The organism is Phyllobacterium sp. P30BS-XVII (assembly GCF_014138335.1).
In the GTDB taxonomy this organism is placed as follows: domain Bacteria; phylum Pseudomonadota; class Alphaproteobacteria; order Rhizobiales; family Rhizobiaceae; genus Phyllobacterium; species Phyllobacterium meliloti.
In genome coordinates, this window is the sequence record NZ_JACGXO010000003.1 from 140,869 (window position 1) to 154,860 (window position 13,992).

Here is a 13,992-nt window from a genome sequence, read left to right on the forward strand (position 1 = left end):
CGCTTCCGCCATTGCTGCAATCACTGTTGAAAACGCCGCAAAACCAGCGAAGCGTTGGTGCCACCAAATCCAAAGGAGTTGGAAAGCGCCACGTCAATCTTACGATGCCGTACCTTGTGCGGCACCAGATCAATTTTGGTTTCCACCGATGGTTTGTCCAGATTGAGCGTAGCCGGGGCGACATTGTCACGAATGGCAAGCGCACAGAAAATGGCTTCGGTCGAACCGGCAGCACCGAGAAGATGGCCAATGGATGACTTGGTGGACGACATCGAGACTTTCGGAGCAGCATCGCCCAGAACACGCTCGACAGCACCAAGCTCAATCGTATCGGCCATGGTCGATGTACCATGGGAGTTGATGTAGTCGATCTGATCCGGTGTGATGCCCGCGCGCTTCAGAGCCATTTCCATGGAGCGCTGCGCACCCTCACCGCTCTCGGACGGAGCTGTAATGTGATAAGCGTCGCCGGAAAGGCCATAGCCGATGACTTCGGCATAAATCTTTGCACCGCGTGCCAGAGCATGTTCCAGCTCTTCAAGCACAACAATACCGGCACCCTCACCCATAACGAAACCGTCGCGGTCATCATCGTAAGGGCGGGAAGCAGCTGTCGGATCATCGTTACGCGCTGTGGACAGCGCCTTGCAAGCCGCAAAACCGGCCAGCGAAATACGGCTGACGGGCGATTCCGTACCACCGGCAACCATAACGTCAGCATCGCCAAAAGCGATCAGACGCGATGCATCACCAATGGCATGCGCACCGGTCGAGCAGGCGGTGACAACCGCATGGTTCGGGCCGCGCAACTTATGCTTGATGGATACCTGGCCTGAAGCCAGATTGATCAGACGACCGGGAATAAAGAAAGGCGAAATGCGCCGGGGGCCTTTGTCGCGCAGCGTATAACCCGCTTCGACAATGCCTTCGAGGCCGCCAATACCCGAACCGATCAGCACACCGGTGCGAATCTGATCCTCGTCGCTTTCCGGTGCCCACTTGGCATCGGCAAGCGCCTGATCGGCAGCACCCATGGCGTAAATGATAAAGGGATCAACCTTGCGCTGTTCCTTTGGCTCCATCCAATCATCAGGATTGAATGTACCATCGGTGCCATCACCAACCGGAATCCGGCAGGCAATCTTGCAAGGCAAATCTTCAACTTCAAACTCTGTCACCAGTCGGGCAGCACTCTTACCAGCCAGAAGGCGGGACCAAGTAAGCTCAACACCGGATGCAAGAGGAGAAACCAGCCCAAGGCCGGTTATGACAACGCGCCTCATGGCCGATCCTTCAATGTCATATTCAGCATGATCTTTTCCAACGGCCCCGCGCAGGTCCCGACAGGGGCTTCTCGCCTCCTGTCATGATTCCTGCGCTGCCAGGCCGAATGAAAATCAGGCAGATGCTTTGTCGATGAACTTGACGGCATCGCCGACTGTCAGAATCGTCTCGGCAGCATCATCAGGAATTTCAACGCCGAATTCTTCTTCGAAAGCCATCACGAGCTCGACAGTATCAAGGCTGTCTGCGCCCAGATCGTCGATGAAGCTCGCACCATCGGTGACTTTCTCGGCATCAACGCCCAGATGCTCAATAACGATTTTCTTGACGCGTTCTGCAGTATCACTCATGTGGAAACCTCAACCTGTTTGTTTTTCCCTATGCCTTGGTTAGCGGCACGGATGACTCTAATCAAGCAATAAGATGGCACTTCAGCCCTGTTTAACAGCTAAAACACGCATCCTCGCGGCTTATTCCTTGCGGAAAGGAAAGGGCATCAAATCGATTTGATGTCCTGACTTGGTGCGCGACTTATCACGCTTTATTGACGGCCTCAATCTCATAAATGTGATTGCACCCTTTACACCCGGCTGAATTGTATTGTCCGGGTGCATTTTATCAGATCATTGCCATGCCGCCATTGACGTGGATCGTCTGGCCGGTGACGTAGGATGCTTCGTTGCTGGCAAGGTAGATTACAGACGACGCCACTTCCGCCCCTGTACCCATGCGGCGCATGGGAATGGCGGACATAATGGTTTCTTTCTGCTTGTCGTTCAGCTTGTCGGTCATCGCCGATTCGATGAAACCCGGTGCAACACAGTTGACCGTAACGTTGCGGCTGGCGATTTCCTGTGCCAGCGACTTCGAGAAGCCGATCAGACCGGCCTTCGATGCCACATAGTTTGTCTGGCCGGGATTACCCGTTACACCAACAACAGAGGTGATGTTGATGATGCGGCCATAGCGGCGGCGCATCATCGGGTGGGTCAGTTCGCGCGTCAGGCGGAATACGGCAGTCAGATTGACCTCAAGCACGCTATCCCAGTCAGCATCGGCCATGCGGACAAACAGCCCATCCTTGGTGATACCGGCATTGTTGACGAGAATCTCGACGCCTTCGAGTTCGCTCTCCGCCTTTTCGCCCAGCGCCTTCACTTCGTCGCGGTTCGACAGGTTTGCCGGGAAAATCTTGACCCGATCACCAAGCTCGCTCGCCAATGCCTCGAGTTTCTCGACGCGTGTGCCATGCAGGCCAACAATCGCGCCCTGCGCGTGCAGTGCGCGGGCAATGGATTCGCCAATACCACCGCTGGCACCAGTAATGAGAGCCTTGCGGCCTGTCAGGTCAAACATTGCTCAATCCCTTCCGTTCAAATGTTCAGAGCGGCAACAGCCGCTTCAATATCGTCAGGCGTGCCAACCGCGACACCTGATATGTCTTTATTAATACGGCGTGCGAGACCGGTCAGCACCTTGCCCGCGCCAATCTCATAAAGCGTTGTCACGCCATTGGCACCGAACCACTCGACTGTCTCGCGCCAGCGGACCTGCCCCGTCACCTGCTCGACCAGCAAAGCTGCGATCTCATCAGCCGATGTGACCGGGGTTGCCCGCACATTGGCAATGAGCGGAACAATCGGGTCTTGTTTGGATACATTGGCCAGCGCCGCGCGCATGGCTTCAGCGGCTGGCGCCATCAGGGTCGAATGGAAGGGTGCGGAGACCGGCAGCATGATGGCGCGCTTGGCACCTTTTTCCGTCGCAAGCGCTGCAGCCGCTTCAACGGGCGCTTTCGAGCCTGAAATAACGATCTGGCCACCGCCATTATCATTGGCAATCTGTACCGGGCCTTCCAGCGCCGCATCGGCGCAGACAGCTTGCACCACATCATGCTCAAGCCCGATGATGGCAGCCATGGCGCCTGCCCCGGCAGGAACCGCCTGCTGCATGGCATTGCCGCGAATACGCAAAAGCCGCGCCGTATCGGCCAGTGAGAATGTCCCGGCAGCACAGAGCGCCGAATATTCACCGAGCGAATGGCCAGCCACATAGGCCACTTTGTCCTTGATCGAAATGCCGCGCGCTTCAAGAACCCGGATAACCGCAATGGAAACAGCCATGAGGGCGGGCTGTGCATTGGCGGTCAGCGTCAGGGTTTCTTCCGGTCCGTCCCAAATAATGGAGGAGAGCTTTTCCCCCAGCGCATCATCCACCTCGTCGAAAACAGCCTTGGCTTCGGCGAAATTGTCGGCCAAAGCCTTGCCCATACCAACCGTCTGACTGCCCTGACCCGGGAAGGTAAATGCGATGGACATGCGGGGCGCCTCCAGATTTTTGCTTTATTTTCGATAATGTGCCGCGCGATGTGCCTATCAGCAAGCCCGAAGTCAAGCTTTCATGCGTTGTTCCCCGCTTGCATGCACATTAATACCCCACCCCATTGCCATCATACCCCACTCCACTGTCATCCTTGGACTTGACTGTCATCCTCGGGCTTGACCCGAGGACCCTCAGCAAAGAAGCAACCGATATTCAGGTTCTCGAATCGAGGGAGGTGGTGCATCGCCGATTTGGAGCCGTGATTGACGCAACGCACTATACAAGTGGGGATATTGCTGTTCTTCAACGGTGGGTCCTCGGGTCAAGCCCGAGGATGACGGAGGGTACGCGCCTTAGTATACGGAGGGTACGCGCCTCAATATGGAGAGTAAGTGCCTTGGCATAACGGAGAGATGGATGCATCAAGATGAATGCGGGGCAGCCACCCCAGCTGCACCCGGTTTTGCGTTGCAATATAAAACGGTCCATGCGGGTTGCTTCTTTTCAGATTTGCCCGTATAAGCCGCCCGTTCATTGCTCGGCGTCAGCTGGGGGCTGAACGGAGGGCCGGATTTTATCCGTGGAAGCATAAAAGCTTCAGCCTCCCGTGTCTCCGCTCTCGATCGTCTCCATCAGCGTCCTTTCTTCGCCGGTTTCCGGCAGAGAGATTCGCAGAGGTTTACCGTTGATTCCGGGCAATATTAACGAAGAAAGGCAAAGACAATGGCTCTTTATGAACATGTGTTCCTTGCTCGACAGGACATTTCGCAGCAGCAGGTCGATGCGCTTGTAGAACAGTACAAGGGTATCATCGAGGCCAATGGCGGCAAAGTCGGGCGTATTGAAAGCTGGGGCCTGCGCGCCCTGACATATCGCATCAACAAGAACCGTAAGGCGTATTACTCGCTTCTCAACATCGATGCTCCGGCAGCTGCCGTTGCAGAAGTTGAGCGCCAGCAGCGCATCAATGAAGACGTTCTGCGCTTCATGACTGTTCGCGTTGAAGAGCACGAAGAAGGCCAGTCGGCCATGCTTGCACGCCGTGACGATCGCCGCGAACGCGACGACAAGTTTGGTGGCCGTGATGACGATCGTCCGCGCCGTCCACGCCGTCCGCGTGACAACGAAGCCGGTGAAGGAGCAGAATAATGGTTGATATCAATCAGATCCCGACCCGTCGTCCGTTCCATCGCCGCCGCAAGACCTGCCCGTTCTCGGGTGCCAATGCGCCGAAGATCGACTACAAGGACATCAAGCTCCTGTCGCGCTACATTTCCGAGCGTGGCAAGATCGTTCCTTCCCGTATTACAGCTGTCAGCCAGAAGAAGCAGCGCGAACTCGCCCAGGCGATCAAGCGTGCCCGTTTCCTCGGCCTGCTGCCTTACGTTGTGAAGTAAGACAATCTGAAGGCGGCAGGATTTCGTCCCGCCGCCTTCAGCCTTCGGGCAGATAAAGCCTTCCGCGATGGGCGCGGTCAGGCAAATTAAAAAACCCAAGTTGAGGGATCGGTTTAAAAACCACCTCTAACTGCATGAATAGCGTATAATCCTTATCCAAAAACCAAAGATGATTTTGGGGGTTATGCGCAAAGCAGGACAGCGAGCGAAATGAAACTGACTGGCACAGATATTGGCGTTGGAGTGTTGGCGGGCCTTGCGGCTGCGCTGCTTTCGATCGGCCTTGCCAATCAGTCGATTATTGGCTTTCTCCTCGTCCTGTTTACCCCACTACCGATTTTCATTGCAGCGCTTGGCTGGGGCACGATAACCGGCTTCATCGCCGCGGCCACAATGACAATCGCAGTTTATGTCATTTCGCCATCGCTGGATGCGGTGGCAGATATACTCTTGATGGCTGTTCCCGCCGCTACGGGCGCATATTTCATTGGTCTGGCACGACCGGCTGCTGAAATCGGCGGGCCCAAAGACGTCTTTGTCTGGTACCCCCTGGCTGACACATTGCTGCGCCTCTGTCTGGTCATAGCCGTCGGTGTGATCATTATCGGTGCGCTGATCGGCGAAGCACAGATGAGCGCGCTCGTGCAGGCCGTGACCAAACAGATGAATGAAACCAACCCCCAGTTGGCTGCAAATCCGGAAGTCGGTCAGTTGCTGGTACGGATTATGCTGCGTTTGATGCCCATTATCGCATCGGCAGCGTTTGTGATGTCTATCGTCGCCAACCTTTATGTGGCCCTGCGTATCACTGCTGCCGCTGGCAAACTGCAACGCCCCCGGGATGATTGGCCCCGCGCACTGCGGTTGCCCCGGCCTGCACTGGTAATTTTTGCCATTGCCTGCGCAATGGCTTTCCTGCCGGGCGCGCCCGGCTATGTGGGAAGCACCGTTGCTGGCGCCGTTGGAGCCGGATTTTCAATGGCAGGTTTCGCCATGCTGCATGCGCGCTCACGCGGCGCGACATGGCGGCCATTTGCCCTGTGGTTTGCCTATACCTGCGCTTTGATCTTCAGCTTTACGCTCATCATCTTCCTTCTGGCCGGTCTGTTTGACACATCGCGCAACGCGCCGGTCTCGAAGGCTGAAATTAAAACACCACCCAATAACGACAATTAACGACCAATTGAACTTGAAAGGAAAACTCAAATGGAAGTCATTCTTCTCGAACGCATCAGCCGCCTCGGCCAGATGGGTGAAACAGTCAAGGTAAAGGACGGCTTTGCCCGTAACTTCCTTCTGCCGCAGGGCAAGGCTCTTCGTGCCAACGAAGCCAACAAGAAGAAGTTCGAAGGCCAGCGCGCCCAGCTCGAAGCACGTAACCTTGAGCGCAAGACCGAAGCTCAGGCAATCGCTGACAAGCTCAACGGCAAGACATTCGTTGCTGTTCGCTCCGCCGGTGAAACCGGTCAGCTCTACGGTTCAGTCACGACCCGCGACATTGCTGACCTGATCACTGCAGAAGGTTTCTCGATCAACCGCAACCAGGTTGAGCTGAACACACCAATCAAGACGATTGGCCTGCACAAGATCGTTCTGGCTCTGCATGCAGAAGTCGAAGCAACTGTTACGATCAACATTGCCCGTACTGCCGATGAAGCCGAGCGTCAGGTAAAGGGTGAAGACCTCACCTCTGCTGAAGCCATCTACGGCATTGAAGAAACACCGCTTTCTGACGAATTCTTCGACGAAGACGAAGAAGGCGAAGAAAACGCCTGATTTTAAAGCAGAAACCACTCCTTGCGAGTGATGTTTGCTTTACCATAAAACACCCGGCAGAGATGTCGGGTGTTTTTTTGCTTTTCAGAATCAAAAAAACAGGTAGATTTATTTATCCTACCCCACGCCCGACCTTGGCTCTCCCTTGAGCCTCATAATGGCCGAGCTCTATCGTCAATGATGGAGATTGTTCATGAATGCCATCCTTAAGGCCGCCCTCTCGCGGCTTGTTCACACTGGTACACTTGTTATCACTGACTCCTCCGGCCAAAACCGCACCTTTGGTGATGGAACCGGAGAACCCATCCATTTCCGCATCAATACGGCCGCTGCCGAACGGCGGATTGCCTTTGATCCATCCCTGCATTTCGCCGAAGCCTATATGAACGGCGAACTCGATGTTCTCGATGGCGATATCTATGACGTCCTCAAGATCATCTTCGAAAATACCGGGGCAACCGTTGCCCGCGAGCCATGGATGCTGGCGCTGGAGGGCATTCGCCGTGCCACCCGCCGCCTGCACCAGATGAATACGCTTGCCCGTTCATCAAGCAATGTACACAGGCATTACGATCTGTCTGAAGACCTGTACCGGCTGTTTCTCGACACGGACATGCAGTATTCCTGCGCCTATTTCGAACATCCGGATGCAACGCTGGAAGAGGCACAGCTGGCAAAGAAACGGCACATTGCCGCCAAGCTGCTGGTAGAAAAGGGTCACAAGACCCTCGATATCGGCTGCGGCTGGGGCGGTCTGGGTCTTTACCTTGCCCGCCACCTTGATGCCAATGTGCAGGGTGTTACCCTGTCGCACGAACAGCATGGCATCGCCAACAAGCGGGCAGTGGACGAAGGTTTATCGACACAGGCTCGCTTTGACCTGCGCGATTACCGCACCATTGATGACAGTTTTGACCGGATTGTCTCCGTGGGCATGTTCGAACATGTTGGCGTCGGGCATTTTGCCGAATATTTCCAGCATACGGCCCGGCTTTTGAAGAAGGACGGCGTTTTCCTTCTCCATTCGATTGGCCGTTCCGATGGCCCGTCCTATACGAATGCCTTTATCCAGAAGTACATTTTTCCGGGTGGTTACATCCCTGCCCTTTCGGAAGTGCTTCCGCATATTGAAAAGGCTGGCCTCGTTATCACCGATATCGAAATCCTGCGGCTGCATTATGCCGACACGTTGCGCATCTGGCGTGAACGCTTCATGGCCAACCGCGATAAGGCAAAGGCGATCTATGATGAACGCTTCTGTCGCATGTGGGAATTCTATCTGGCTGCATCGGAATCGGCATTCCGCTGGCAGAACCTGATGGTGTTCCAGATACAGCTGGCCCACCGGCAGGAAGCTGTGCCGCTAACGCGCAGCTATATCGAGAAAGAAGAAAAGCGCCTCAAGCGACTGGAAAGCGAGCGCAGCTGCGCCAATACGCAGGTCGACAACCGGGAATCGGTTGCAGGACGTTAACGTTCGCGCACTTGAATAAAATTGGCCCGCCATGATCGTGATGATCGCGGCGGGCCAGTTGCATTAACCTTCAAGCCTCCGATGCTGTGGCGCGCATCCGCACGCGCCCCTCGCTGACAGAGTACCTCCCTCACTGTCATCCTCGGGCTTGACCCGAGGACCCAAAATCAAGTCGAAGTGAGCCAGCCGTTATCGCAACGTGTTTCGCCATGATTTGAGCCGCCGCATCGTGCCGCTTACTCGCTTCTATTGTAATCTTTTATAGCCCTCAGTCCGTTGCTGTGGGTCCTCGGGTCAAGCCCGAGGATGACGGAGAGGCAAGTGCTTGGTGAGATACCGAAGAAGGAGATGCTCCATATCATCGCCGACGGAAGTGCTGATGTGTCAATAGTACCAGACCAAGGAATAAAAGTTTTATCCCCCAAGGCTGTTAATAGCGGGAATCATGGTACCGTTTCGTTCGGACCGTCATTGGTTGTCCAGAGCAGCTTTACACGCCATTTTTAACTGCTTACTGCGGAACAGGTATTGGAATCGGGGCGAAAATTAATATGGCTGAGGCAGCACGCAAATTCCTTGAGGTACGCGACAGTGGAGATAAGCTCTACCGCGAAGCGCCGAACAATATCGAAGCCGAGCAGGCGCTGCTGGGTGCCATTCTCATCAACAATGATGCGTTTTACCGTGTTTCCGACTTCCTGAAGGCCGTGCATTTTTACGAGCCATTGCATCGGAAGATTTTCGATGTGTCCTCGGACATGATCCGCATGGGCAAGATGGCGAATCCCGTCACGCTGAAAACCTTCCTGCCGACGGATGAAAAAGTCGGCGAGATGACGGTGATGCAATACCTCGTCCGCCTTGTCACAGAAGCGGTTACGGTCATCAATGCCGAGGATTATGGCCGCGCCATCTATGACCTTGCCACGCGCCGCGCGCTGATCACCATTGGCGAGGATATGGTGAATATCGCCTATGACGCGCCTGTTGATGTAATGCCGCAGGGTCAGATCGAAGATGCGGAACGTCGGCTGTTCGAACTGGCAGAAACAGGCCGTTATGATGGTGGCTTCCAGACCTTTACCGATGCGGTGAAAACCGCCGTGGATATGGCGAATGCCGCCTTCATGCGCGATGGTCATCTTTCCGGCGTCTCTACCGGCATCCATTCACTTGATAACCGTATGGGCGGTCTGCAGCCGTCGGATTTGATCGTGCTGGCAGGTCGTCCCGGTATGGGCAAGACCTCGCTTGCCACCAATATCGCCTTCAATATCGCTGCGGCTTACGAGTCTGAGCAGTTGGCGGATGGCACGATCAAGGCCAAGAATGGCGGCGTTGTCGGCTTCTTCTCCCTCGAAATGTCGTCGGAACAGCTGGCAACCCGTATTATTTCCGAGCAGTCGGAAATCAGTTCGTCAAAGATCCGGCGCGGTGAAATCAACGAGGCGGAATTTGAAAAGCTGGTCGCCTGCTCGCAGCATATGCAGAAAGTGCCGCTCTATATCGATCAGACGGGTGGTATTTCCATTGCCCAGCTTGCCGCCCGTGCCCGGCGCCTCAAGCGCCAGCGCGGCCTTGACGTTCTGGTCATCGACTATATTCAGCTGATGCAGGGGTCTTCCAAGAAGGCTTCGGAAAACCGCGTGCAGGAAATCACCGAAATCACCACGGGTTTGAAAGCGCTCGGCAAGGAACTCAACACACCGATCATTGCCCTGTCACAGCTCTCCCGTCAGGTGGAAAGCCGCGAAGACAAGCGTCCGCAGCTCTCCGACTTGCGTGAATCGGGATCAATCGAGCAGGACGCCGACGTGGTGATCTTCGTTTACCGCGATGAATACTACATCAAGAACAAGGAGCCGAAGGAAGGCACCGAAGAGCATTTCAAGTGGCAGGCAGACCTCAAGGAAGCCATCGGCAAGGCGGAAGTCATTATCGCCAAGCAGCGTCACGGCTCCACAGGCACGGTAAAGCTCGCTTTCCAGGCGGAATTCACCCGCTTTACGGATCTTGCGGAAGAATCGCACCTGCCGGAGCGGTTTGAGTAGGGTTGGTGATTGTGGTTCGTGGTTCGTGGTTCGTGGTTCGTGGTTCGACAAGCTCACCATGAGGGAGAGTGTGGATGCACCGATAATCGTCAACGTTGCAGATCACAAAGGTCGCAGAATTTAGCACCCTTTCATCCACACTCTCCCTCATGGTGAGCTTGTCGAACCACGAACCACGAACCATCCAAAACAACCAAGGCTCTTTACCTTCCATCTAGTATCCAAATGAAAAGCCTCATACCATTTTGACCAGTTTAACCAGTCCGGACCTCATTCACTTGACCAGCACACAGCCCCACATCACCACCGCAGGCGCTGACCCCCGTCTTGCGGGCGGGCGGCTTACCATTGACCTTGATGCACTTGCCGCGAACTGGAAGCTTCTTGCCCAAAAATCCAAGCCAGCGCAGACAAGTGCTGTCGTCAAGGCGAATGCCTATGGGCTTGGCATTGAGTATGTCGTGCCCGTGCTTTGGGACGCCGGATGCCGCACATTCTTTGTGGCGCTTGTTGAGGAAGGGTTGCGAGTTAAAGCAATTGCACCGGAAGCGCGGGTTTTTGTTCTCAATGGCCTGTTTGCCGAGGCCCGTTCTTTCTTTGAAACGTCGGGGCTTGTTCCCGTTCTTGGCTCGCACTATGAAATCGACCTCTGGGCCCATGCCAATGCCAGCAGCGGATTGAATCTGCCCTACGCACTGCATGTGGATACCGGCATGAACCGGCTGGGGCTGACTGTTGCAGAAGCAATTGATTTTGCCACCCAAGCCAAAGACATGCCTGTTCTGGTCATGACCCATCTGGCAACCGCCGATGAGCCGGGACATCTTCTCACCCAGCGGCAGATTGAGTCATTTCAACAGCTTCGTACTGCTTTTGCAGGCATTGAATCAAGCGTGTCCAACTCGTCAGGCATTTTCCACCCAGTTGGTATCGGTTCCGATCTGAGCCGACCGGGCATCGCCATGTATGGCGGCGAACCGCTTGCGGGCGAACCCAATCCAATGCGCCCTGTTGTGACAGTCGAAGCGCGGGTTGTGCAAATCCGCACCGGCCTCAAAGGCGAGACATCAGGATATGGTGCAACAGCGCTGCTTGAGCGCGACACGCGCATTGCAATCTGCTCGACCGGCTATGCGGATGGTTATCTGCGCTCAGCCTCGGGCAGTGGCACACCGCTGCGCATTGCTGTACGCAAGGGTGGTGAGGGTTTTGTTGCCGGTCACAAAGTGCCCGTTATCGGGCGGGTGACGATGGACATGACATCCTTTGACATCACCGACCTGCCTGAAGATGCCGTCAAACCCGGCGACTATATCGAACTGTTTGGCCACAACATTCTGCTTGATGAGGCCGCGCGCGCCGCAGGCTCCATCGGCTTTGAACTGTTGACCGGGCTTGGAAACCGCTACCACCGTCGCTACCTCTATTCCGGAAAAGGCGATTGATGGCCAAGGCAAGAATTCAATTCATCTGTCAGAACTGCGGAGCCGTACACACGCGCTGGGCTGGCAAATGCGATGCCTGCGGCGAGTGGAACACGCTTGTCGAGGAAGGCACAGCGGGCGGAATCGGCAGCGGACCCGGCAAATTGTCGGGCCGTAAGGGACGTGCGGTCGCCCTCACCTCTCTTTCAGGCGAGATCGAGGATGCGCCGCGCATCCAGTCCGGAATTGGCGAGCTTGACCGTGTAACCGGTGGCGGTTTCGTGCGCGGCTCGGCCATTCTCGTGGGCGGTGATCCCGGTATCGGCAAATCAACCCTGCTCACCCAAGCTGCCGCAGCATTGGCGCGGCAGGGCCACAAGGTCATCTATGTATCGGGTGAAGAGGCGGTGGCGCAGATCAGATTGCGGGCACAGCGCCTGCACGCCGCCGACACGGATGTGCTTCTGGCCGCCGAAACCAATGTCGAAGATATTCTCGCCACCATTTCCGATTCCAAGCGGCCTGACCTGATCATCATCGATTCGATCCAGACGCTATGGACCGACGCCGCCGATTCGGCACCCGGTACGGTCACGCAGGTGCGCGCCGGGGCGCAGGCGATGATCCGTTTTGCCAAACAGACCGGTGCCGCCGTTGTTCTGGTTGGCCATGTCACCAAAGATGGTCAGATTGCCGGACCGCGCGTGGTCGAGCATATGGTCGACGCGGTGCTTTATTTCGAAGGCGAAGGCGGCCACCATTATCGCATCCTGCGCACGGTCAAGAACCGTTTCGGCCCGACTGATGAGATCGGCGTGTTTGAAATGTCCGATCGCGGCTTGCGCGAAGTTGCCAATCCGTCCGAGCTTTTTCTCGGCGAACGCAATGACAAATCGCCGGGAGCCGCGGTTTTTGCCGGGATGGAAGGCACACGCCCGGTACTGGTGGAAATTCAGGCGCTGGTCGCACCCTCATCGCTTGGCACGCCGCGCCGTGCGGTCGTTGGCTGGGACGGCAACCGCCTTTCGATGATTCTGGCGGTGCTCGAAGCCCATTGCGGCGTCAGGTTCGGCCAACACGATGTTTACCTCAATGTGGCGGGCGGATACCGGATTTCTGAGCCCGCAGCCGATCTTGCGGTTGCATCTGCACTGGTTTCATCCATTGCTGGTATTGCCCTTCCGGCCGATTGCGTCTATTTCGGCGAAGTCAGCTTGTCTGGCGCCGTTCGCCCGGTGGCGCATGCGGTGCAGCGGCTGAAGGAAGCAGAGAAGCTTGGGTTCAAGCAGGCAGTTCTTCCTAAGGGAAGCAATGACGTGCCGAAAGGACGCAACGCTCATCTGACCGAGACGGCCTCGCTGCCGGACCTTGTGGCCCGGATTGCGGCGTCGGGACCTGCGCATAAACCCAAAAATCCTGTTTGATTTTTGGAAAGGGTTATGCGCCGCTAAAAATGCTACTGCGACCTTTACGCGTCCGAGAGGATGCGTGGCGCAGTAGAAAGGCAAAACGCGACGACTGACCTGATACCGCCATTATCTAAAGGCTGTGTGGGTCAGACTTGGATTGGGGATGCATGGAAATGCCTATTACGTTGCTTGACGGAATTCTTTTGGGCATCACTCTCGTTTCGGCGGTACTGGCCATGGTGCGCGGTTTTTCGCGCGAAGTGCTGTCCGTTGTCTCATGGGCAGCGGCTGCGGCTGCGGCCTATCTCTTTTACAAGCCCGTCGTGCCTTTCCTTGCCCCCTATATCAGCAATGAAACCATTGCCCAGATTGCAGCGGCCGGCATCGTCTTCATCGTTACGCTGATTATCGTCTCGGTTATCACCATGAAGATTGCCGATTTCATCATCGACAGCCGTATCGGCGCGCTGGATCGCACACTCGGTTTCCTCTTCGGCGCTGCCCGCGGTGTTCTGCTTGTGGTTGTCGCGATGCTGTTCTTCAACTGGCTCGTGACCGAGAACCAGCCTGCATGGGTTTCACAGGCAAAATCCAAGCCAATGATCGACTCACTTGGCGCAAAGCTGATGAGCCTGCTGCCTGAGGACCCGGAAGCAACCATTTTGAAGCGTTTGAAGCCCGGATCGACGACGGCTCCGGACGCGACAACAGCGCCTGAACCCAAGGAAGATATCCCGCCTGAAGGCACAACACCCAAGCCTTAACAGCTTTTTGGGTGCGACAAAGGGTTAACTTGGCGTTTGCGTGGTAATACCCCACATAGTGTGGCATAATGGAATGACAGATCTTACAGTT

General features: G+C 55.8%; 13 protein-coding genes. 9 read left to right on the top strand and 4 right to left on the bottom strand.

Annotated features, from left to right (window positions below; genetic code table 11):
• Positions 1-20: 20 nt before the first annotated feature.
• The 4 genes from fabF to fabD form a co-directional block, all read right to left on the bottom strand.
• A complete protein-coding gene (gene fabF, locus FHW17_RS09865; RefSeq protein WP_112524307.1) occupies positions 21-1,283 on the bottom strand; it encodes a beta-ketoacyl-ACP synthase II in 1,263 nt (420 codons plus the stop codon).
• Positions 1,284-1,397: 114 nt separating this feature from the next.
• A complete protein-coding gene (locus tag FHW17_RS09870; RefSeq protein ID WP_091880344.1) occupies positions 1,398-1,634 on the bottom strand; it encodes an acyl carrier protein in 237 nt (78 codons plus the stop codon).
• A gap of 268 nt (positions 1,635-1,902) precedes the next feature.
• Positions 1,903-2,640, bottom strand: coding sequence for a 3-oxoacyl-[acyl-carrier-protein] reductase (gene fabG / locus FHW17_RS09875; protein ID WP_091880346.1), 738 nt, complete (start codon positions 2,638-2,640; stop codon positions 1,903-1,905).
• Between the two features lie 17 nt (positions 2,641-2,657).
• Entirely contained in the window at positions 2,658-3,602 is a 945-nt protein-coding gene (gene fabD / locus FHW17_RS09880) for an ACP S-malonyltransferase (RefSeq protein ID WP_182509736.1), read from the bottom strand.
• Between the two features lie 727 nt (positions 3,603-4,329).
• Between fabD and rpsF the strand changes: the two genes are divergently transcribed.
• The 9 genes from rpsF to FHW17_RS09925 all read left to right on the top strand — a co-directional run bounded on the left by rpsF (position 4,330) and on the right by FHW17_RS09925 (position 13,901).
• Complete coding sequence (gene rpsF / locus FHW17_RS09885; protein ID WP_091880349.1) at positions 4,330-4,755, top strand: 30S ribosomal protein S6; 426 nt, start codon at positions 4,330-4,332, stop codon at positions 4,753-4,755.
• On the top strand, positions 4,755-5,003 hold the full coding sequence (gene rpsR, locus FHW17_RS09890; RefSeq protein ID WP_027229803.1) for a 30S ribosomal protein S18: 249 nt from the start codon (positions 4,755-4,757) through the stop codon (positions 5,001-5,003). Before rpsF ends, rpsR begins: the two co-directional genes overlap by 1 nt.
• Before the next feature lie 210 nt (positions 5,004-5,213).
• On the top strand, positions 5,214-6,179 hold the full coding sequence (locus tag FHW17_RS09895) for a DUF2232 domain-containing protein (protein WP_182509737.1): 966 nt from the start codon (positions 5,214-5,216) through the stop codon (positions 6,177-6,179).
• 30 nt (positions 6,180-6,209) lie between these two features.
• Positions 6,210-6,779: a 50S ribosomal protein L9 gene (gene rplI / locus FHW17_RS09900; protein ID WP_112524316.1), complete on the top strand. Its 570-nt coding sequence runs from the start codon at positions 6,210-6,212 to the stop codon at positions 6,777-6,779.
• Positions 6,780-6,972: 193 nt separating this feature from the next.
• Positions 6,973-8,253 carry a cyclopropane-fatty-acyl-phospholipid synthase family protein gene (locus FHW17_RS09905; RefSeq protein ID WP_182509738.1) on the top strand — a complete coding sequence of 427 codons (1,281 nt, stop codon included), beginning with the start codon at positions 6,973-6,975 and terminating at the stop codon, positions 8,251-8,253.
• A 551-nt stretch (positions 8,254-8,804) separates the two neighbouring features.
• Positions 8,805-10,304 (top strand): replicative DNA helicase, encoded by a 1,500-nt coding sequence (locus tag FHW17_RS09910; protein WP_182509739.1) that lies wholly within the window; start codon positions 8,805-8,807, stop codon positions 10,302-10,304.
• Between the two features lie 278 nt (positions 10,305-10,582).
• Entirely contained in the window at positions 10,583-11,749 is a 1,167-nt protein-coding gene (gene alr, locus FHW17_RS09915; RefSeq protein WP_182509740.1) for an alanine racemase, read from the top strand.
• A complete protein-coding gene (gene radA, locus FHW17_RS09920) occupies positions 11,749-13,152 on the top strand; it encodes a DNA repair protein RadA (RefSeq protein ID WP_182509741.1) in 1,404 nt (467 codons plus the stop codon). The genes alr and radA overlap by 1 nt, the downstream gene beginning before the upstream one ends.
• Before the next feature lie 158 nt (positions 13,153-13,310).
• Positions 13,311-13,901: a CvpA family protein gene (locus FHW17_RS09925; RefSeq protein ID WP_112524505.1), complete on the top strand. Its 591-nt coding sequence runs from the start codon at positions 13,311-13,313 to the stop codon at positions 13,899-13,901.
• Positions 13,902-13,992 lie beyond the last annotated feature (91 nt).